General features: G+C 48.1%; 15 protein-coding genes. 8 read left to right on the forward strand and 7 right to left on the reverse strand.

Features of this window, described 5'->3' with window-relative positions; translation table 11 throughout:
• Positions 1 to 23: 23 nt before the first annotated feature.
• From ACOJS8_RS19015 to ACOJS8_RS19035, 5 genes are all read right to left on the reverse strand, one after another.
• Positions 24 to 1430 carry an FGGY-family carbohydrate kinase gene (locus ACOJS8_RS19015; RefSeq protein ID WP_420150127.1) on the reverse strand — a complete coding sequence of 469 codons (1407 nt, stop codon included), beginning with the start codon at positions 1428 to 1430 and terminating at the stop codon, positions 24 to 26.
• A gap of 113 nt (positions 1431 to 1543) precedes the next feature.
• Entirely contained in the window at positions 1544 to 2818 is a 1275-nt protein-coding gene (locus ACOJS8_RS19020; protein ID WP_420150128.1) for a sugar isomerase, read from the reverse strand.
• Positions 2819 to 2922: 104 nt separating this feature from the next.
• Positions 2923 to 5058, reverse strand: coding sequence for a bifunctional aldolase/short-chain dehydrogenase (locus ACOJS8_RS19025; protein WP_420150129.1), 2136 nt, complete (start codon positions 5056 to 5058; stop codon positions 2923 to 2925).
• A gap of 371 nt (positions 5059 to 5429) precedes the next feature.
• Complete coding sequence (locus ACOJS8_RS19030; protein WP_420150130.1) at positions 5430 to 5819, reverse strand: LytR/AlgR family response regulator transcription factor; 390 nt, start codon at positions 5817 to 5819, stop codon at positions 5430 to 5432.
• Between the two features lie 222 nt (positions 5820 to 6041).
• Positions 6042 to 10055: an ATP-binding protein gene (locus tag ACOJS8_RS19035; protein ID WP_420150131.1), complete on the reverse strand. Its 4014-nt coding sequence runs from the start codon at positions 10053 to 10055 to the stop codon at positions 6042 to 6044.
• Positions 10056 to 10212: 157 nt separating this feature from the next.
• Between ACOJS8_RS19035 and ACOJS8_RS19040 the strand changes: the two genes are divergently transcribed.
• The 4 genes from ACOJS8_RS19040 (at position 10213) to ACOJS8_RS19055 (ending at position 14629) form a co-directional block, all read left to right on the forward strand.
• Positions 10213 to 10668 carry an SRPBCC family protein gene (locus ACOJS8_RS19040; RefSeq protein WP_420150132.1) on the forward strand — a complete coding sequence of 152 codons (456 nt, stop codon included), beginning with the start codon at positions 10213 to 10215 and terminating at the stop codon, positions 10666 to 10668.
• 213 nt (positions 10669 to 10881) lie between these two features.
• On the forward strand, positions 10882 to 12129 hold the full coding sequence (locus ACOJS8_RS19045; RefSeq protein ID WP_420150133.1) for a dicarboxylate/amino acid:cation symporter: 1248 nt from the start codon (positions 10882 to 10884) through the stop codon (positions 12127 to 12129).
• Between the two features lie 165 nt (positions 12130 to 12294).
• Positions 12295 to 13206 carry an ABC transporter ATP-binding protein gene (locus ACOJS8_RS19050; RefSeq protein ID WP_420150134.1) on the forward strand — a complete coding sequence of 304 codons (912 nt, stop codon included), beginning with the start codon at positions 12295 to 12297 and terminating at the stop codon, positions 13204 to 13206.
• A 97-nt stretch (positions 13207 to 13303) separates the two neighbouring features.
• The gene (locus ACOJS8_RS19055; protein WP_420150135.1) at positions 13304 to 14629 is read left to right on the forward strand and encodes an ABC transporter permease; all 1326 of its coding nucleotides are present in this window, start codon (positions 13304 to 13306) and stop codon (positions 14627 to 14629) included.
• Positions 14630 to 14710: 81 nt separating this feature from the next.
• Here ACOJS8_RS19055 and ACOJS8_RS19060 read toward each other — a convergent pair whose 3' ends face one another.
• Together ACOJS8_RS19060 and ACOJS8_RS19065 are read right to left on the reverse strand one after the other, a co-directional pair.
• Positions 14711 to 17689 carry a hypothetical protein gene (locus ACOJS8_RS19060; protein ID WP_420150136.1) on the reverse strand — a complete coding sequence of 993 codons (2979 nt, stop codon included), beginning with the start codon at positions 17687 to 17689 and terminating at the stop codon, positions 14711 to 14713.
• A 114-nt stretch (positions 17690 to 17803) separates the two neighbouring features.
• Complete coding sequence (locus ACOJS8_RS19065; protein WP_420150137.1) at positions 17804 to 19234, reverse strand: aldehyde dehydrogenase family protein; 1431 nt, start codon at positions 19232 to 19234, stop codon at positions 17804 to 17806.
• A 196-nt stretch (positions 19235 to 19430) separates the two neighbouring features.
• On the opposite strand from ACOJS8_RS19065, the gene ACOJS8_RS19070 reads away from it, so the two are divergent.
• The 4 genes from ACOJS8_RS19070 to ACOJS8_RS19085 form a co-directional block, all read left to right on the forward strand.
• Positions 19431 to 20588 (forward strand): helix-turn-helix domain-containing protein, encoded by a 1158-nt coding sequence (locus tag ACOJS8_RS19070; RefSeq protein ID WP_420150138.1) that lies wholly within the window; start codon positions 19431 to 19433, stop codon positions 20586 to 20588.
• Between the two features lie 310 nt (positions 20589 to 20898).
• A complete protein-coding gene (truA, locus tag ACOJS8_RS19075) occupies positions 20899 to 21651 on the forward strand; it encodes a tRNA pseudouridine(38-40) synthase TruA (RefSeq protein ID WP_420150139.1) in 753 nt (250 codons plus the stop codon).
• Between the two features lie 93 nt (positions 21652 to 21744).
• A complete protein-coding gene (locus tag ACOJS8_RS19080) occupies positions 21745 to 22353 on the forward strand; it encodes a nucleotidyltransferase family protein (protein WP_420150140.1) in 609 nt (202 codons plus the stop codon).
• Between the two features lie 94 nt (positions 22354 to 22447).
• A partial coding sequence (locus tag ACOJS8_RS19085; protein ID WP_420150141.1) for a DinB family protein occupies positions 22448 to 22666 on the forward strand: 219 nt, incomplete at its 3' end.

Raw genomic sequence — 22666 nt, forward strand, 5'->3', positions numbered from 1 at the left:
ACTGCGCTAACGTAGCATTACATTCACAAAACCATCTGTTGCGAAGGGGCGTAGTATTTCAAGTCAATACAGTCGCTTGGAATCGAATGCTCGTTCCAGTGGCGATGGATTGCCAGAGCCGCCCCTAAAGCAGTGGCCTGTGCTACAGAAGCAGCAAACACTTCCAGATCGGGGAAGGCCGTAGCCAGTAGATTCATGTAGATCGGATTTTTGCTGAATCCGCCATCCACAAAAATACGTTTGACGGGATTTTGAGCATTCGTTGAATTCGCCAGAACCAGATTTGTCGAAATAAGCTGCTGAGCGATGATGTCGAGAATCAACTGGTGATACGCTTCTTCATACGTAGTGAAATCGGCCAGATTCCGATGTCCGAACAGAGATTCCTGTAGGGGAGGAGCTTTCACTTCGTGAAAATCGCCACCCGTCCGATGATTACGTAGCTGATGAATCAGTTCAGGATCGAATGCAACCGTTTTGTAGTGATTCAGATCGGTCTGGAAATGTTCTGCCAGCCGTTTTGTTTGTTGCTCATGCTCGTATCCTGCAAACAGACGCGACGCCTTGACCGGACGTCCTTTGTAATGCAGGAAGCAAAGACAATCGTATTGCAACTCCTCAACGGTGAGCGGGTTATCATTAAATGGATTTAGACTGATACACCAGGTTCCGGTAGAGATCAGCACAAACGGTTCCTTAAACGAAGCCAAATACGGAATCAAAGCCGCTGAGCTGTCATGTAATCCACCGCCCACTTTCAGTGAGTGCCCCTGCCACGTAACATCCGTCACACTGTCGGATGGGGAGATGGGGCCTAATACCTGATCAAGTCCTTCCGTCAGAACCCAGGAATGGTACTGATTACTGGAAAAGTCCCACAACATGGTATGGCATCCAATGCTCGTTACGTCGGAAACGACCTGCTGTGTAATCAGAAAACTTACGTATTGCGGTAAATGCAGCGCGTACCGAATGTGCTCGAACAACTGTGGCTTATCATACTTTACCCGATACAACATCAGTCCCGAATTGAGACTATCCAGTGCGGGTGATGAAGTTTCGAGGCACATGGCGGCTTCAGTACCGTACTGCCCGTAAAACTGCGCTCGGACAGACGTCGGGAATGGTTTCAGGTAATTGTATAGAAACCCGACCGGTTGATTCGCTTCGTCCAGATATACCAGACTGGCCCCGTAGGTCGAGAAATTTAACGCCCGAACGTTGTAATCCGACAAGGCCAGCACCTGTTCCAGCGACGTTTTGATCCATCGTGTCAGTTTCGCCAGATCTTCACACGGGTAGCCGTCATCGTCGACAGTTTCTTCAAACTGCTCTGTTTGCTGCCAAACGATTTCGTAACGTTCATTAAACAGAAACAGCTTTTTATTCGTCTTCCCAATGTCGAAGATGGCAATGACAGGCGTTTTCATGGAAAAGATAAAGAGAATGATAGAATGATAGAATGGTTGAAGGATTAAGTGATTGAATAAGATCTGCGTCAGCTATCCAATCACTTAATTCTTCAACCATTCTATCATTGTGATTAAAGTCCCGTTGCTATGGTTTTAGCGCCCCGTTCGCCAATGAGTTGCTGACGGACGTTTAAGTGACGATAGAGGGCCAGCGGCTGTACGGCACCGCCCGCCCGACGACGTGCTTCGGCAACCAACGGACGAACATCCGTACGGAAGGCATCCTGTAAAATTTCCTGCGCCTGTGCTACGTCGTTCGCTTCGCGGGCTTCTTCCAGCGCCTGTCGATCGACCAACAGCGCCTGCGCATAAGCGAGCTGAATCGCTTCGACCGATTGCAGTAAATCCTCAAGCGGGTCTTTTACGTTATGGCTGGCGTCGATCATCCACCCCAGGCTGGTAGCGTGGTTCATTCCACGCGCGTCCATACCATCGACTAGTTCGTTGAAAATCAGGAACAGTTGGTATGGCTTGATGCTACCCGCCGTCAGGTCGTCGTCGCCGTATTTGGAGTCGTTGAAATGGAAGCCGCCAAGTTTGCCTTCGTTCAGCAGAATAGCAACAATCTGTTCAATGTTGGCGTTGGGCAAATGGTGACCCAAATCGACCAGTGTGTAGGCTTTTGGACCAAGTTTAGTGGCGTAGAGGAAACTGCTGCCCCAATCGCCGACCGTCATCGAATAGAAGTTGGGTTCGAAGGCTTTGTACTCTACAAACATCTTCCAGTCGCTGGGAAGAGCCGAATAAATTTCACCCAGACTATCGAGCGTACGACCAAAGGCTTTGCGGAAATTTAACTGGCCGGGAAAACAGGAGCCATCGGATAACCAAACCGTCAATGCTTTTGACCCAAGCGCTTCGCCATGACGTATCACCTCAATATTATGGTCAATAGCTTGCTGACGGACGGCCGCATCGACGTGTTGTAAGGAGCCAAATTTGTAGGTAAGCGCCTGATCGGGTTGGTCCTGGAACGTATTGGAATTGACTGCATCGAAAGCCAGTCCGTAGCTTGCCGCCAGTTGTTTGATGGCTTCCGCATCGGTTGGAATGTCCCACGGAATGTGTAACGAAATAGCTCCACTGGCGCGGTTCAGCGCGTGAAGCAAGCCCACGTCAGCAATTTTCTCTTCCAGACTACGGGGCTCTCCACCACCCGCAAAGCGACCGAAGCGCGTACCGCCTGTGCCAAGCGCCCAACTTGGAATGGCAATCTGAAAGTCAATAAGTTTCTGAATAATTGGTTCAGCCGTTGCGACTTCCTGAGTCCAATACGAAAGTTTCCGCTGATGATTTTCCTCTTGACGCTGATTAAAATCGGCTATGGCATTAGGATCAAGTTGCATAAGTAGGGTTAAGATGTGGTGTCGGTTTTGAGAAACCGACACGTCTATAGTTCAGATTGGTAAATGTCGGTTTTGAGAAACCGACACCACGTAGATTTATCATCTTACCTTACAAACGCCATTGCTACACCACCGTCGACGTTCAGTACGTTGCCGGTGGACTTGTTGAGCAGGCCACCCACAAAAGCGAAGCACGCATTGGCGATGTCATCGGGTAGAATAATTTCGTTCAGCAGGGTTCGTTTCGCGTAGTACGCAGGTAGTTCAGCCACCGTAATGCCATACGCTTTGGCACGACCTTCGGCCCAGCCACCAGCCCAGATGTTAGAGTCGGAAATAACGGCATCGGGGTTGACCGTATTGACGCGGATATGATCGGCTCCCAGTTCAGCCGCATTCAGGCGACTTAGGTGAAGCTGAGCCGCTTTGGCTGAACCATACCCTGCATTGTTCGGACCGGCAACAAGTGCGTTTTTCGAAACGATGTTGATCACATCTCCGCCCATATCCTGCTTCCGCATTACGTCGACAGCCGCTTTGGTCACCATAAACTGGCCTTTTACGAGAATGTCGTACAGGCGATCCCATTCTTCAATGGAATGTTCCGCAATGGGCTTGGAAATGCTGATGCCGGCGTTATTTACGATGATATCGACACCTCCGAATGCCAAGGCTGCTGCTTTGAGCGCTTCTTCAATGCTGGCCCAATCTGTTACGTTCAGGGTTGTGGTGGCTACTGAGTCTTTGCCGAAAGCACTGACAAACTCTTCTTTGGCTCCGTCCAGACGCTCCTGGTTGATGTCATTCAGGATAACACAGGCACCTTCCTGCACAAATTTTTTGGCGATAGCTTTACCGATGCCGCCCGCACTACCCGTAATGAGGGCGATTTTGCCGGTCAGTGGTTTCGGTTTCGGCATCCGTTGGAGTTTCGCTTCTTCCAGCAGCCAGTATTCAATATTGAACGCTTCCTGACGGGGCAACGATGTGTACTCCGAAATCGCTTCAGAGCCTTTCATTACGTTGATGGCATTGATGTAAAACTCAGCCGCTACCCGCGCCGTCTGCTTATCCTTAGCGTAAGTGAACATACCAACGCCAGGGTACAGAATCACAACAGGGTTTGAGTCACGGATGGCCGGGCTGTTCGGATGTTTGCAACCTTCATAATAGGCTTTGTACATATCCCGGTAGGCTTCAAACGCTGGATTGAGCTTGGCTTTCAGGGCTGCTACGTCGGTCAGGTCTTCATCGGGGTTCAGTTCCAGAACCAGCGGGCTGATTTTGGTACGTAAAAAGTGGTCAGGGCAGGAAGTTCCCAGCGGAGCGAGTCGTTCGAGGTCATTGGAGTTGATGTATTCCAGAACGCGGGCATCATCTGTGAAGTGACCGATCATCCGATTTTGTCCGGAAGCCAGCCCACGTAGTACGGGAGCTAATTTAGCAGCCTGCGATAGCCGGTCGGCCTGCGGCAGACTTTCCAGTTTCGCTCCGCCGAAAGCGGGACCTTTTTTGCCGTAGTTTTCTTCCAGATATTCGGCGCAACGCTCGATAACTTCCAGCGTATTGACGTAGCTTTCATAAGCTGTATCGCCCCAGGTAAACAAGCCGTGTGACCCAAGCATAATTCCCCGAATACCAGGGTTTTCGTTCAGGCATTGCTCCAGTTGCAGGCCCAGATCGAAGCCCGGTTTCTGCCAGTCGACCCAGCCTAACTGGCCATCGAATAATTCCTGGGTAATACGTTTGCCATCTTTGGCTGCAGCAATGGCAATCGCGGCATCGGGGTGTAGGTGGTCGATGTGTTTAAAGGGCAGGAAACCATGCAGGGGCGTATCGATAGAAGGAGCCTTTGAAGCCAGGTCATAAATAGAATGGTTGAATAACTCCACCATTTCGTCCTCGAACGCTAATCCCCGATAGCGTTTTTTGAGCGCTCGCAGCCGATCTACATACAAAGCAGCCAAACCACTACGTTTCAGCGTACCAATATCCCCCCCGGAGCCTTTCACCCACATTACTTCGGTGAGTTCACCCGTGAGTGGGTCCTCGGCCATAGCTTTGCAGGAGGTGTTGCCACCACCATAGTTAGTCAGGCGTAAATCCGCCCCCAATAGATTCGAGCGATAGATTAATAAACCTACTTCATCGCCCTCTAACTGAGCGGCTTTCGCATCGTCCCAGAGATAGCTAACATGTCGGAATGATTCTGCTTTGGGGGTGTTTGTCGTACTAAGCATATGATTTGGTCTGATTGATATCTTGATTTAGTACCATTATTTTTATAATTCTTAACAAAACTAATTAGCTAAGTTTAATTTACTTTCCTCTACTTACCCTATTCAGATAATATTATGAGATGCACCGTAAAGAATTTACAAGCATCAGTATGTGGGTGACTTTAGCTTTTTGGAACAGCTTACTCGTTAAAAACTTTTGGTAAAATAACACACTCTGTTCATTCGCAAGTTAAAAAATTACCACATAAGCTCTTTTGATACGTATTACGTAGAAAAATGATACGGTATCAATAAAAAAACGTCCTGCAAAATTTTTTGCAGGACGTTTTTTGCCAGACAATTGGTGTGGAAAATAGAAGCTAATACTGTGCTTAATTCAAATTTGATTTGTGACTTGCTAACTGGCGCCGGACCATACTCCAGCGTCGACGCGAAACCGGTAACACATCACCAGTTGATAGATGGACGAGCCCGCCTGTATCAGTACGTTCAAGACGCTCAACGAACTTGCGGTTAACAACGCAATTGCGATGGAGACGAATGAAGAGTTCGGCGGGTAGCTTGGGAGCGTAGTATTTTAACGTACGAGGCATTAACATGCGCCGACCATCTACCCAATTTAACCAACTGTAATTTGCGAGTGCCTGTAGATACACTAAATCATCTACGGCAAAAACCTGACGACCTGACTCACGCAGATAGAGTTTTAATGGAGGCCATTCTGTAGGCGCGGTGCGGACTGAATAACTGAGGAAAGTCATGAGCGTTTAGTAGTTGGTTTGTAATGACATTACAATACTAAACTGACAGTGTGACTAGGTCTTGCTCTTTCGTAACACAAGCTATAAAATTTGTAACATGAAGTAATTATAACCTAAACTAGCGCCAAATTTTAGTCATATAGTGGCAAAAAGTACAACAAATATTAAGTTTTATGCAAAAATGGCTTCCAAATGACTAAAGAATGGGGTTGTTCACGATCATTATTCTGATAACATTTCCTGCCGATTTTTATCAATGTATTCTGACGGTGTCAAATGAAATTGATCTTTAAACACCTTCGAAAAGTAGGCTGGCGTATCGAACCCGGCGCGATCGGCTGCTTCAGATACGGACACTCCGGTCAAAAGCAGTTCGGCGGCACGCTTCAGGCGGATTGTCCGTATCAACTCAACCGGGCTAAGACCTGTCATTGCTTTTACTTTTCGGTTGAGATGCATGCGACTCATATCCAGGCTCAGGGCCAGCGGTTCAACACCGAATGACGGGTCGTCCAAGCGGGCTTCGAGTATGGCATACACCTGATTCATGAACGTATCTTCAGGCGCCTGGCTGGCTGTTGGTAAATTGCCTTCACGCAGGAGTTGAGTGCGGTAATGCTGGCGGGCACGTTGTTGATGCTCAAGTCTGTTTCGCACCCGCTCGCGTAATTCATCAACCTGAAATGGTTTAGGAATATAATCATCGGCACCCGCTTTTAAACCTTCCAATCGGCTTTCAGAGGCTGTTTTGGCCGTTAGCAGAAAAATTGGGATATGATTTGTTACTGGATTTGCTTTAAGTTGACGGCAGAGTTCGTATCCGTTCAATTCGGGCATGATCACATCGCTAATGATAAGATCGGGGCCATCAGCTATCGCTGCTTCTACTCCCGCCCGGCCATTGTTGACTCGCGTAACGCGCCACTCAGTCATTAGAATAGAACGTACATAGTCGGCAATGTCATTATTGTCTTCAACCAGCAGAATCCACGGGGTTTCCTGCGTAATTGACCGATTTTTTATTGAGCGCTGTTCGCTGACAGACTCAGATGAAGCAATACGGCCAATTGAAGCTAGATTAAGATCAGTCTGGGCTTTCTGGCAGGGGAGCTCCACAGTAAACGTAGTACCTTTTATCGCATCACTTTTCACAGAAATAGTCCCCTTCATCATTTCGATCAGTTCTTTGACCAGGGCAAGACCGATACCTGAACCACTTCCATTTCCTTCAGGTGCTGGATCGGCCTGATAAAACCGGTCAAAGACGTGCGGGAGGTTATAATCCGGAATGGGTGTGCCGGTGTTGTGGACAGTCAGGCGAATCAGATCGACGGGGGCACTGCTGTCGACAGATGGTAGTGAAGGTTCAGCCAGCGTTGAAACAGTTATACAGCCTCCTTCGTCCGTGAATTTGAGTGCATTTGACAGCAGATTCGTCAAAACTTTTTCCACCTTGTCCGAGTCAAACCAATACATTGGCTGACTGAGCTGGTTGATTAACTTGAATTCAACGTGTTTTCGCTGAACTTCTTCGGTAAATACCAACATCGTTCGGTCGATAAACTCTGGCAGATCGGCAGGGGTAGGCGTAACTGTAAGACTACCTGCCTCCAGTTTTGCCAGATCGAGTAGTTCATTAATAAGCCGCAGAAGCCGATTGGCATTTCGATAAACTACAGCCAGACGATTATTGAATAGTGAGTTAGAGCTTTCCTTTAATATCTCCTCTAAAGGCGTGATAATCAGGGTTAAAGGTGTGCGGAACTCATGTGTAATGTTAGCAAAAAAGCGGGATTTTACCTCATCAAGGTGTTTCAGCTGAACAGCTTCCTGTTCACGTAACGCCATCTGGTTGCGTTGTTGTATACGCCGAATGCGAACCCGAACGTATAAGACAAGAATACCCAGCAGCAATAGCGCATAAGCCGAATAGGCCCACCACGTTGCCCATAAAGGAGGCTCAATTATTATCTGGAGTTGATGACTGTGCGGGCTCCAGATCCCCGATGTATTCGACACATTGACAACAAACGTATACGTTTTTGGGGGCAGGTTTGTATACGTAGCAGTTGCCTGATTGCCACTATAAATCCAGTCGTTATCCAAACCAATCAGTTTATACCGATACTGGTTTTTGCGACTCTGATTAAACTGAAGGGCGGCAAAATCGATGGATAAAAAGTTTTGTTCGTGGGTTAACTCAATTTCGCGGGTTTCATTAATATCCCGCTGTATCGGTGAATCTGGAGAGAAAGTGCTCACCAGTTGATTGTTGATACGTAGTGCAGTCAGGGCCGCAATTGGCTGAAAGGGATCTTTACGAACCCGTTTGGGGTCAAAAATCGTGTAACCGTTGATTCCGCCAAAGATCAATCTCCCATCGGGTAACGTTACGTCATGAAGCAGCTTAAATTCGTCGCTAGGAAGGCCATCGTCTGCTGTGTAGTTTCTGACTTCGTGCGTTTCGACATCAAACCGGCTGAGCCCCCGGTTTGTGCTTAACCAGAGATGCCCATTTTTATCCGGTCTGATTCCGTAAATGACATTGTTCGGTAATCCCTGGCTCATCGTGAATTGCCGAATATGACCCGTTAGCTTGTCCAGTAAACAAAGCCCCCGCCCAAACGTACCGATCCAGAGGTAATTGTAATGCACAGGATCCTGGGCCAGGCACAACAGAGCGTCGTCGGGTAGCATTCCTGGACCCTGTCTCCCGCTCTGCCAGCGAATCAATCGCTTTGTTGAAAGATCGGCCTGGAGTAAACCGTGGTTTTTAGTAGCCAGATAAACCCTGCCTCCGTCAACAATCATGGCGTTAATCACGTAGGGATTATTGGCTGGTAGAGGGAGGGGGAAGGCCGTAAAATTTTTCTGATTAACGTTGTAACGAACAACAGCCTGATTGCGTGGTCCAAGTAATCCCCATATCTCACCCTGATTACCAACCGTAATTGTGGTCAGGCGAAAAGGTGACCCGGCTGGTAACCAGCGTGTTTCAATTCCGGTTGGTTGGACCGGAAGAAACGTTTGCTGGCGGGCATCGTACCAATAGGGGCTAGTGTTCGGACTGCTGATCCACAACGTATTATTACGATCAAATTGATAGTGTATATCGTAGGCCGATTGCTGTTGAATAACCGCCGGAATGGCAGAAAGCGGGATATTATATTGTTGGGTTAGCCAGTCAGTGTGAAAATTCCGGACATATGGCCATGTTTGGAATAAGCTCTTGTTAAGATCATACTTGATAACACCATCGCCGTTAAGACCAAGCCAGAGTACATTCGTTCGATCGACCAGCACCGAAAGCACCGAAAACCGAGCCAGTTTTGAGCTGGCGGTATTAACAAGATTACCAGGAGGGCCAATTGGCGTCAGACCTGTCTGGTCATTAAACCGATTTTGATTAATATAATCGACACCTCGGGAGTCTTGAGTGAACAGGGGCAAATCGGCTGGATTGCCGGGTAAAGAGATCAGCTTCCGAACGCGTCCGGTAGCAGGATCGAAGATGGCACAGCTGCCTGGAAACCCAAGCATCAGCTCACCGTTCGATCGCTTGTGAATGCTATACACTTCATTTTGGGGCAACCCCTGAGCCGTTCGAAAACCGGTAAAATTTCCCGTGGCAATATCGTATCGAAACAAGCCGTCCTTAGCCGCCAGCCAAAGATGAGTGCCTTGACCAAAAAGCAATGCGTGGAACTCCCGCTGAACCGTGTCGCCGAGCATTTCCCAGTGTCGGTGCGAAATCGTACCGTTTGCATTCAAGCGAAAAAAACCATTTGATTTGGTAATCACCCAAACATTTCCGCTAGAATCGGGGTAGATACCCTGAAGCTGGTCGCGACCGAGTACTTGCCGGAATTGACTTGAGTTGGAGAGGTGTTTTGCCTGCTCGGTAACCGGGTCGAAATAATCTATGTTATTGTTTTCGGTACGTACCCAGATTTTTCCCTGATGATTTTCTTTGATCTCATGAAGACTACTGAATGATAACGACTTCGCCTGCTGTGGATCATGCGTGTAGATGCGAAAACGAATACCATCATACCGGCACAGACCATCGCGCGTGGAAAACCACAGAAAGCCGCGTCGATCCTGAAGCATCGAGTTGACGAATCCCTGGGGTAAACCATTACGCACAGTGAGATACTCAGGCTCAGGTGTAGCAGCTCTGGAGGAAAGCATTCCACCAAGTAACCCAATAACTAACCACCCGGCAAGTCGATGCATAAACTGAGCGAGAAAATGGCGCTTCGATCCGTAACAGGTCGAAATTAAGAAGTTAAATTCGCTCTCTTTCCTGGATTTATCAATTTTACGGTAGTTTTTTTTAGTGAAAGGCAGAAATAAATGCTTGCTCCTTCGCCCCACAACCCGTCTATTCATCATGCATTTATATTTTGAAACTCAGGTAAATCAACCGATTTCAAGGGTTTGGACTGGTTTTAACCAAGCTTTATTTAAAGAGCTTAACCCACCATTCCCTCCTGTTAAAATAATACGCTTTGATGGATGCTTACAGGGAGACGTAGTGCATATTGAGCTGAATTTCTTTGTCTTTCGACAGGATTGGATTAGTCTGATCGTTGAGCAACAAACACAGGTCAACGAAATATTTTTTGTTGACCAGGGCACTAAACTGCCATTTTTTCTCCGCTACTGGCAGCACCGTCACCGATTGCTACGTACTCCGACCGACGTAACAGGTGAACAGACGATCATTATTGACGACATTACGTTCCGAACCCCGTTTTTGCTGACCGATTACCTTTTATATCCAATCCTGTGGCTGCAATTTGCATACCGTAAACCCATTTATCGGCGTTGGTTTAGCCGACTTTAAGCCATGCGTAACTGGTCTTTGGATTTATTGTGAGTTTTGTCAACTAAGGTGTAGCCATAATTAGAAGATATCCGTAGAAAAGTAGGTGAATCGTTATATTTACCCATATATGATTCTAAATGGACGGTTTATGGCCGTTTAATCTACATATATGAGCTTTCCCAACTGGTCGGATTCCGTTACTTTTGTCAATTCGGTTCTTAATTTCACTTCATGAAACTTCCCAACCTGACAACACGCATTTTTCTGGGCATGGTGCTCGGTATTGCCATTGGTTACTTTTTTCCGGATACCGGTTCGGGATTTTCGGGCACTGACCTAAATATTTTATCCAAGATTTTCCTGCGGCTCATCAAAATGATTATTGGGCCTCTTGTTTTTGCTACGTTGGTTGTCGGTATTGCCAAGCTGGGTGATTTTGGTACGGTTGGGCGGATTGGTTTGAAAACACTAGCCTATTTTTACTTTGCTACGATCTTGTCGCTGGTTGTTGGCTTACTGGTGGTAAACATCATGAAGCCGGGTGAAGTGATGAGTTTGCCATTGCCCGCCAAAGGAACCGATACAGGAGTAGAAGCCAAAAAGCTGACCTTTGACGGCTTTATTGAGCACATCGTCCCGACAAGTTTTATTGAAGCGCTGGCGACGAATGAGATTCTCCAGATTGTTGTATTCAGTATTTTCTTTGGTATTGCGGTCGGGTCGATCGGCGCGCAGGGGAAAATTATGATTAAGGCGCTGGATGCTCTGTCGCATATCATGTTTAAGGTCACTAGCTACGTGATGTCATTTGCTCCCTTTGGCGTGCTAGGAGCTATTTCGGCCGTTGTGGCCAAGCAGGGGCTGGGAATTTTATCCGGCTATCTGTATCTGATTTTCTGCTTTTTCGGCGGCCTGCTTTTTTTTATTTTCGTCGTGCTGGCGCTGATCTGTTTAGTGGTACGTATCCCGTACATTGCTTTGCTGAAAGAAATACGTTCGGCGGTAATTCTCTCGTTCAGCACGGCTAGCTCCGAAGCGTCATTTCCGCAAACCATCGAGGCACTACGTCGTTTCGGCTGTTCGGAACGTATCATTTCATTCGTGCTACCATTAGGGTATTCGTTTAATCTCGACGGGTCAATGCTTTACATGACCTTCGCCACGGCTTTTATTGCCCAGGCCTACCATGTACCGCTCAGTATAGAACAGCAGATCACAATGATGCTGACGTTGATGATTACCTCCAAAGGAATAGCGGGTGTACCCCGGGCATCGCTGGTGGTCATTGCCGGAACGATGTCGCTTTTTGATTTACCAATCGAAGGGCTGGCTTTATTGTTAGGGATCGATCAGGTACTCGATATGGGCCGTTCGGCCACAAGCGTTGCCGGAAATGCCGTAGCCACCTGCGTGATTTCAAAATGGGAAGGTGAGTTCAGGACGCAGCCCATTCAGACGGACGAGGTTACCGTTTCTTAAAAGCAGTTTAAAGTTATAAGTGATGGCCACAATCAGATAGGTTGTGGCTTTTTTATAACCGCCTGTATAATGCATTCGCAGTTCATCCGTAAATTGGTTGCCGTTGCGCCGAATAATGCCGTAGCTTGGTAGAGTAAAGGCAACAGATCGTTTAACCTCGACTAAATGAATATTCTTGAAACCCACCACATTGTTAAACAATACGCCCAGCATCGCGCCTTGGATGACGTAAGTCTTTCGGTACCACAAGGGAGTATTTTTGGCTTGCTGGGACCCAACGGTGCTGGAAAAACATCGCTCATTCGAATCATCAATCAGATTACCGCTCCTGATTCGGGCGAAGTTCTGCTGGCGGGCGAACACCTCAAACCTGACCATATCAAACGTATTGGCTACCTGCCTGAAGAACGGGGCCTTTACAAAAAGATGAAGGTAGGAGAGCAGTTACTGTACCTGGCGCAACTCAAAGGCCTGACGGAGAAACAGGCTATGGACAAGCTAAAGACCTGGTTTGTTAAGTTTGATATCAAGACGTGGTGGAACAAACACATCGAAGATCTATCCAAAGGCATGCAGCAGAAAGTGCAGTTTGTAGCAACGGTCCTGCATGAACCTGATCTGATTATTCTGGACGAGCCTTTCTCGGGCTTTGATCCGATCAACGCCAACCTCATCAAAGACGAAATTCTGGAACTGCGCGACAGCGGCAAAACGGTTATTTTCTCGACCCACCGCATGGAATCCGTGGAGGAGCTTTGCGATTATATTGCGCTCATTAACCGGTCGCACAAGGTACTCGACGGACCCAAGCGTGCTATCAAAGAGCAATTTAAAACCCATACGTATCATGTCGAATATCAGGGAGAGTTGGACGAGCTGCCAGCGGCATTCGAGGTATTGACGACACGGATAACGGATGATGGTTTTCTGCGAGCCGACATTAAAATTCCGCCCGATGCTTCCGTGAACGATCTGATCCGTCACCTGCTCAACCACGTATCTATCCGATCTTTCGGGGAGAACATACCCAGTATGAATGATATTTTTATTAAAACCGTAGGCGAGAATAATGATTGAGCGATTGAGTTGTTGAATGAAAGATATTTTTCGTAGCAAAAGCGTCTGATTCCACAATTCAATCACTCAATCACTCAATCACTCAATCATTAAAAATATGAACACAATCTTTCTCATCATAAAGCGCGAGTACCTGGTTCGGGTCCGTAAAAAGTCATTCATTGTTATGACGATACTGGGCCCTGTGCTGATTTTTGGCTTCTATGCCATTATCGGTTGGGCTGCCATCAGCTCAATCAATCAGAAAAAAATTGCTGTGGTCGATGAGAGTGGTCGATTTGTTGGTAAGTTCAAAAACGATGATGAAACCGTATTTTCTTTCCCGAACGAGTCGTTGGCTGATGCTAAGAAAACGTTTGTAAAACAGGGATACAATGCCCTGGTATTCATTCCAAAAGACGTTATCGAATACCCGAAAACCGTTCAGATTTTTGCTGAGAAGAGCGTTAGTCTGGCCCTGCAAAATCATATTGAACGGGCTATTTCAAAAGAAATCGAAGCCATTAAGCTGGAGCAGGCCGGTATTACGCAGCGAATTATTGAAGATGCCAAAGTGAATGTTGATGCTCAGACCATCAGCATGAGTGATGCAGGTGAAAAAAATAGCAATGGTATTGCAACGACCATTATCAGCGGCTTCTGCGCGATCCTGATCTACATTTCCGTACTTATTTATGGTACGCAGGTAATGCGGGGCGTTATGGAAGAAAAAACCAACCGGATCGTTGAGGTGATTATCTCGTCGGTGAAGCCGTTTCAGCTGATGATGGGTAAAATTATTGGCGTGGCACTGGTTGGTTTAACCCAGTTTATGCTCTGGATTATCTTAAGCGTCGGGCTGATAACGGTTGGGTCGAAGGTTATGGGGACACCCAAAGAAACGGCTCAGTCGGCAATGACAACCCGAATGAATGGAATGCCTGGGCAACAGGAAGTTCAGCAAAAAATGGCGAAAGCAAAAAATCCTGTCTCCGACGTAATGAGCGCCATTGAGACGCTTAATATTCCGATGATAGTAGCGTGCTTTCTGTTCTATTTTCTGGGCGGATATTTGCTCTACAGTGCCTTGTTTGGCGCTGTTGGTGCCGCCGTTGACAGCGAGACCGAAACGCAGCAATTTATGTTTCCGATTATGATGCCCATCATTGCCGCCATTGCTTTTGCACAAATTGCCGTTCGTGACCCTGATGGCCCGCTGGCATTCTGGACATCCGTGATTCCCTTTACGTCGCCTGTCGTCATGATGGTACGTATCCCATTCGGTGTACCCGGCTGGCAGTTAGCCCTTTCGATGCTGCTATTAGTGTTAGGCTTTGTTGGCACCACCTGGCTAGCCGCCCGTATTTATCGTGTCGGCATCCTGATGTACGGTAAGAAAACCTCCTTCCGCGAACTCTCGAAATGGGTGTTTTATAAGGGGTAAATGGCATAGGGGTAAGGGCATAGGGTGAAAAATATGGCGACTACCCTATGCCCTTACCCCCATCCCCCATCCCCCATGCGCTCAAAACCCAATATCAATCACCAAGGGCTGTACCAGCCACTGCCGCGTAGTGACGTTGTAAATAGTGCGGAAACCGGCTTCAAAGGAATTGCGCAAACGTAGCGTGTTGAACACAAACGATACATCGAGTCCGGTTGTCTGATACGTATGACGCTGTGTTTCGTAGCCACGCAAACGGCCATACACATCGCGGACTTCCACATTGCTCTGGCCCTGAGCGGTATCGAAAAAACCGGCTGCTTTAATGCGCTGGATGTACAGCCACCTTCCCAGCGACCAGTGCATATCGGCTACGGGAAGTCGGTACTCTACGCTTCCTGCCTGAATCTGATCGTCGCTAACATAAGCCTGTCCGCGTGGGTAAAACACAACGGCACTGAATTGATACGTTCCCCGAACCTGTTGCTGATAGCCCGCCCGCAAACGTAGCGAATGGTGTTTCGCCAGGCCCGGAAAAAATAGATTCCCCTGGACGCCCCACTGTTCGGCTGTGAGCCGTCCACCAAAGGGCGTATGACGATATGTAGCCGAGATCGTTTGGCCCCAAACGGGGGCTACATCGCGTTTGCTTTGCCGGAGTAGGTGAGAGTAACTGGCGCTGTATGTCAATGCGTTAAGCGATCCCTGACTGCCAACCTCCGTTACAAATCGATAAGGCAGATCATACCCTGTTACGTGCAGATAATTATAATAGGCCGATAGGTTGACGCTCTGGACGTATTTTGAATTCGTTAATTGAAGCGGTAGCCGAACTCCCGCCGTCAGTTGATTGTACCGCCAGCGATCCGTGCGCAGGCTGTCGAGTGGCAAAGCTCTATCAACATAAAGCGATGTCTGTCGATTTCCGGACTGAAAGCTAAGGTCAAAAACGGGGAACAGTCCCTGGTAACTTAATAAGGCGTAGGCGTTTCCAACCCGTTCGGCCTGGTTGTACGTATACCCGACACTTATCTGCGTTGTGCTTAACAAATCCTGCGAGCTTACGCCTACCGATAAAGCCTGGCCCGTGCTGCTGAACGTAGGTCCCCATCCGTAGATATTAAGCGCGTGGGCCAGTCGCCGAAATCGATTCGGGGTGTAAGGCGTGATACGTAACGAATCATTGGCCAGAATTTGTCGGCCCTGGGCAGCTCCGGGTTCCAGTTTGGCTAATGGTCCAAAATAACGTAGCGACTGCTCCTGAGCTGGTGCCGTTACAGGTTGCCAACTGTCTGGATTAAGGGGCATATCGGCGATGCGCGAACCCGTAGCGGCAAAATCTTCAAAAGCAAGCCGATTTCCTGATGGTGATACTGTAGCGTGATAAGCCCCCATTGGCCGCGACGTTAGCTGGAACACCCGCTTCGTCCGAACATCGACAGCGTACAGGTTATCAATGCCGGATCGGGGCGAGTTATACAATACGTACTGATTCCAGGGTTGCGGATTGCTGATATTTTCATTCGCAAAAGGGAGCAGGTCGGACCGGTTATCTTTATCAATATCAATTTGTTGAATTGTTTTCTGCCCGTCTTTAAGCACAACGGTTACAATACTTCGATTATCAGCCAGCCAGCGAGGATGCTGGTAAAACACATTGTCCGGGTTCGCGATTTCCTTCAGTTGCTTACCCGTCTGTGCATCGAGTACAAGCAGGCGAGTTTTGTAACGATCTGTATTTTCGACAACAATTAATTTTGAATTGTCTGGCGAAAGGGCAACAGCCGTATAGCGGGCGCGGTGCGTCAGACGACTAAGTTTTCCGGTTTTGAGATCGAGCAATCGAATGTTGGAATAGATGCGGGCTCCCCAGCGTGGATCGTACCCGAATTCTATCCAGCAGGCTTTGGCCGACGTAGCGGATAAAAAGCCAGGATCGTTGGGGAAGCCTTGTACAAAAATCTGCTTTTCTGCTTTTCCTTTTTCCAGAACGACCAACCGCGGGGTATCGCCCAAGCCACTTTTTACACAAAGCACAGACGAGTCTGTCAGGAATTGAGGGCGCGTGTAATTCGTAAAAACTGACCGTCGTGGATTCGACCGTCGTGGATTCAGCCGCTGTTGAGTGGGTGTTGGGGCGCTCTGCTTTTCTACGCTGACAGAATAATAGTCTGCGGGCGTAATAGGCAAACTTTGCTGTTGTTTCTGCCAGGTTTCGGTTAAGTCGTTCATGGCCTGACGATATAAATCCTCTGTCCGCAGCTTCGTTACGTCTTTAATGCTGGCTGATAAGGCAAACGGCCATGGAAACCGCCGATAATTTCGATTCAGTATCTGACTCCACACATCAGGGCCGTAGGTACGCTTAAGATATGTAGTTAAAAAATAACCTAATACGTAGTGATCGGGTACATTGTCCCGGTAAGATCCGCAAACGGCTTTCGGATAATCGAATTGATAACCGGAAAGCAGATTGGCGCGCATACTTAAATTGAAGTTGGGAATACGTCCGCGCCCGGTGCTGCTAAGTAGTGTTTCAGTACTAACGGCATCACCTTCGGCAAACCAGTCGGGTACGGTCAGGAGCGAAAGGCCTAATCCTGTATTCCCCAGTAGCGTGTACAAAACCCGGCCATAACCCTGTAGCGCTTTATCGTTCTGAACGACGTGCCGGTATTCGTGAACGGCCAGCAAATCAAGCCAGTTAAAGGTGCCCAGTAGAGCTGGATCTTGCGGAGTCACAGCGAAGAATTCTGACCGGCGCGGGTACAACGTAACAAAACCGTTACTATTGGTCGTCTGATTTTGAAGAACTACCGAGATCGGCCGCGGTTTTTTGCCGAGTGAAGCGCTGGCGGGCTCATATAGACTTTCGAGTCGGTTAGCTGTTCGCTGAGCCGTTGAATCGAAACCCTGCGGATATAATACCCGGAAATGAGGAGAGGTTAGCCGATACCAACGTAAGCTGGCCGGGTTTTGACTTAAGATAGGCAGGGTCTGAGCCGTTGCACAAAACCTAATCAGCAGGAAAAAAACGGGAAGGAAGCGTCGTTGAAACATACTGTATCAATGATACGGAGTTTTAACGGAAAAATAACGTTCCCGCTGCTTTACGGATATGTGCCAGGGCGGTTAAGAAATTTCTCCTGAAAAATTTACGCAGTGTCGAAACGATCAGAGGTATTTCAGGATAAACTTTACCAGCTTTTTGGCTTTTTCAGAATAGGGGGGGTAGAGGAATTTGGTAACTCCAAAGTCGCGGTGCATAATTCCCCGCTGATTGGAAAACTCCTGAAAACTGAAAAAACCGTTCGATTTACCCAGCCCGCTGTTGTTTACCCCCCCGAATGGAAGCTCAACATTGCCAAAATGAATCATGGTATCATTCACTACGGTATTGCCCGCTGAAGTTCGGTCCAGAATATACTGAGTGCTCTGGCGGTTACGACTCTGGATATAAAGCGCCAGTGGTTTCTCGCGCTGGTTGATGATACGTATCGCATCATCGAGTGTAGAAAAAGTCAGTACGGGTAATACAGGTCCGAAAATTTCTTCCTGCATCACACTCATCTTATCCGTTACGCCTTCCAGTACGGTCGGCTCAATGAAGTTCTGGCTGGCATCCGTAGTTCCGCCAAACGCAACCGTAGCACCTTTGGCAACCGCATCATCCAGCAACGCATGAATCCGCTCGAAATGCCGACTGTTTACGATACGGGCATAATGCTCAGAAGTTGCCACAGATTGGCCATTCGGATTGTACATAGCTGTCAGCCTGTCGCGAAAGGCCTGCATGAAGGGCTGTTTAACCGATTCATGAACGAGCAGATAATCGGGGGCAATGCAGGTCTGTCCGTTATTAATAAATTTACCCCAGGCCAGCTGAGCGGCCGCCGACTGAATCGTTGCTGAGGCATCGACAATCGCGGGCGATTTTCCGCCTAGCTCCAGCGTAACAGAGGCAAGGTGCTTGGCGGCAGCCGTCATTACTAATCGCCCCACCGCCGGGCTTCCCGTAAAGAAAATATGATTGAAAGGCAATTCCAGCAGAGCCTGTGCTACGTTTGCATCGCCTTCGAAAATCGCCACTTCCTTATCCGGAAATAGTTCCGTGATCATTCGTTTAATAAGTCCTGACGTGTGGGGCGTTAGTTCGGAAGGCTTTGCGATCGCTACGTTCCCCGCGGCAATGGCTGATACTAATGGTTTGATTGTCAGGATGAACGGGTAGTTCCAGGGGGCAAGGATGAGCACGTTCCCTTTTGGTTCGTATCGTATGTAACTTTTTGTGCCCGTCAGAACTAAAGGCGTTGGTACTTGCTGGGGTTGCATCCACTTCTTTAGCTGACGAATGGTGTGTTTGATTTCGGAATGGAGCGCCAGGAGTTCGCCGATAATGACCTCAGCCGCCGGTTTGCGAAAATCAGCGTACATGGCTTGCTCAATATCCGCTTCATGGCTGGTAACCCAGGTCTGGATGCGACGAATTCGTTCGATACGTTGATCGGCAGTTGTCAGGGCCATCTCCGGCGCATATTGACGCTGAGCGTCGAACACGCGCTGTAACTCATCACGTAAATCGGTTTTGGAGTGGGAAGCTGTCATACTTTATTTAATGTTCAGCAGTTGGGCCTTCAGGTTCTGTCTTGAGTCGAGTGATCAGCGAACAACCTGAACTTTGACGCATTTTCCTTGAAAGTTTTTCGCCTAAAAGTACAAAAAAGCGAGTGAATCGTTGGGTATTGGCATTTAAAAGGCGAATCGTCTATATTAGCTGAAACTTTAGTAAACCTTACACTGGATGACGCTCGTCAGTGACAACATCCGCTACCTGCGTAAATTGAACGGTTTAACGCAGGAGCAATTTTCTCGAAAAATAAACATAAAGCGATCATTATTAGGTGCTTACGAAGAAGGTCGCGCTAATCCGAATCAGCAGAATATACAAGCCATTGCAAAGGCGTTCAATACAACAGTCGAACTGCTAACCCGGCAGGATCTTCGCAAATTGCGCGAAACGCCGAGTTTAAGCATTCCTCTGGGGCAGTCAAACAAGTCAAATGATACGTATAGTGCCCGAAATGAACGGCATTTTGAGCCCAGCATACGGTCAGACGGAAAACTGACATCGGACGACGATCCATTTCAGCATCCAGATTTTCCCGATATTTTTGCTCAGCCTGTGGCCCCTACGCCCGAGCCACAACCTTTATCGTCGGTTCTGAACAAATACTACAAAACGCAGGAAGAACCGCGTCGCACTACGCAACCGCAGCCGCCTGTCCCACCGGTTATTACGTCTCCGGTACGCCCGGGGCAAGAGCGACCCTCTGCCGAACACTTGTTTGGACTGTCGCCCGATTCACGGCCAGCCACTTCAAACCCACCTGCCCGCCAACCGGAATCGTTGACGTTCAATAATGTGTACGAAGAGCCGACTTCGTCGACCCGGCAGAGTCAGGTTACACATTCGATGGCGCCTACCATTCCCGTGGTGATGCAGCGTCAGTTTACGGAATACACCCAGCGTCATCAACAGGCTGACTTTCTGCATCGTCTGCCAGCCATGCATTTGCCGACACTGCCCGATGGCCATTACCGAGCGTTTGAAGCTGGCGACGAATTTGTCTTTCCCGGTGCGCTGTTAGTGGGGCGCTTTGTGCGGAACTGGTTTGATATTGTCGACGGGGCGCAGTACATCTTGCTCCTTCAGCGAATGGATGGCTTCAATGGCGGAATTCAATATCGTCGGGTATATAATCAGGTGAAAGCCAAAGGTACGTTGCTGTTAACAGCCGATCACCGGGATATTCCTAACCGCGAAGTTCCGTTAAAGGAGGTAATCGAAGTTTGGGAAATCTGCGCTTTTGTGAGTCAGCAACTGCCTCCCCCCACACCCAATACGGATCGGTTGCGACAATTAGTTGATGAGTTGAAAATTGAAGTCGAACGTTTGTAGTGGTGGCACGTCGCTACGTTTGTCAGTACTTTTATAAGCAGCTAAAGCCAGGCAGCAGACCATTACCTCACTATTTTTACTTAATTGTAGCCACTTTTTATAAAATTTTAGTAATAGGAGTTAGAACAGAGTAGGGTATGGCTTTTATCTTGGCGAACGAGCCGTAGTCGAAAGTAAACGCTGTTCTATTCAACTTTTTGTTCCTTCCTCTTATTCTACTTTTACAGGGGTTTTAGTTTCAGGACTCATACTGAAACTAAAACCCCGTCCCATTTTTATAAAGCAGCTAAGCCGTACTTTTGTCGCTGTTATGCGTTATTTTCTTCAACTGGCGTATCGGGGAACAAATTATCACGGCTGGCAACGGCAACCGAACGGACTGAGCGTACAGGAAGTGCTCGAAAAAGCCCTCACAACGATTTTGCGTCAACCGATTACAATCGTAGGGAGCGGTCGGACAGACGCGGGCGTTCATGCGGGCGAGCAATTTGCCCATTTTGAGACGGATGCTACGTTACCTGCCCATTTACTACGTTCGCTGAACAGTTTGATCCCACCCGATATTGCGGTTTATAGTTGTTTTCCGGTACGCTTCGATGATCACGCCCGCTACACGGCTACGTTCCGATATTATCAGTACCAGATCAGCCGGCGGAAAGATCCATTTCGGGAAGGACTTGTGTATGTCTTTACACCTGATTTAAACGTAACACGGATGAACGAAGCGGCTGAGCGACTTTTGCACCACACTGACTTCGAGAGCTTTAGTAAGGTAAAGACGGATGTGTTAACGTTCGATTGCCGAATCGATTGGGCTTACTGGCAGGAAAAACCGAACGGCGACTTAATTTTTCATATTCGTGCCAATCGCTTTTTGCACGGCATGGTACGGGCCATCGTCGGAACGCTGCTGGCAGTAGGGCAGGAACGATTAAGTATTGCTGATTTTGAGAATATTATTCTGGCGCGAGATCGTCGGAAAGCCGGACGGGCGGCCCCCGCTGAAGGACTATCATTGGTCGAGGTGGGGTACCCGGAGGAGGTGTTTTACAATAGAGTGTGAATGATGAACGATGAGTGATGAGTTTTTTGTAAAATCACTTATCGTTCATCATTCATCATTTCTTTCGTTATCTTTCATCAAAAAAGAATTCTTTTGAAAATAGGAACCATCATATTGGCAGCTGGCGATTCGGCGCGCATGGGCGGTGAGCCAAAACAACTGCTGACGTACAAAGGCCAGTCGCTAATTCGTCGCATAACAGAGAGTGCAATGGCCTTGCAAAGCGGTCCAGTTGTTGTCGTGTTAGGAGCTCACCGAACCCGAATTGTACCCGAACTAACAGGTTTGCCCGTTACGTTGATCGATAATCCAAGCTGGCCAACGGGGCAGGCTTCGTCACTCAAGACGGGATTGGCAGCTTTATATATTACCCACAAGGACATAGATGCCGTACTGGTGCTTCACATCGATCAGCCGTTGGTGTCGCTGGGTTTATTGCTGCATATGCTCGAAGTGCATAAGGATGAAGAAAAAGGAATCGTTGCCTGCCGATACGGTACGCAAATAGGTGTTCCTGCGCTTTTCAGCCGCGATTATATCGATGAATTGCTTCAGTTGGACGGTGACAAAGGGTTACAATGGGTAATTGTGCGCCACCGCGACGATTGCTCCGAAGTTCCGTTCGAAGCAGGAGCCATTGACCTGAATTCCAAACGAGACGTCGAACTGTTTCAGCAGGCGCAGATGCTGGCTCAGCAATAAAAACTTTCGGAAGTTAGCTTTGGTGTTCGAAACCGCAGAGGCACAGAGAACACAAAGCATTCTATAAAAACTCTGTGTTCTCTGTGGCTGAAAAATGCAGAAACTTAATACCGCGCACGACTTACAAACACGGCTTTCTTCTGTTATTCAGACGGTTCAGCAGGAATTTGCTACGTTATCAGACGAACAGCTACGCTGGAAACCCGCTCCCGATCGCTGGAGCATTGTGGAATGTCTGCAGCATCTGAACCTGGCCGAACGCTTTTACATTCGGAATATTCAGCATAAAGTGGATAAGCTCGGTTTGTTACAA

It is taken from the genome of Spirosoma sp. (assembly GCF_048594605.1).
In the GTDB taxonomy this organism is placed as follows: domain Bacteria; phylum Bacteroidota; class Bacteroidia; order Cytophagales; family Spirosomataceae; genus Spirosoma.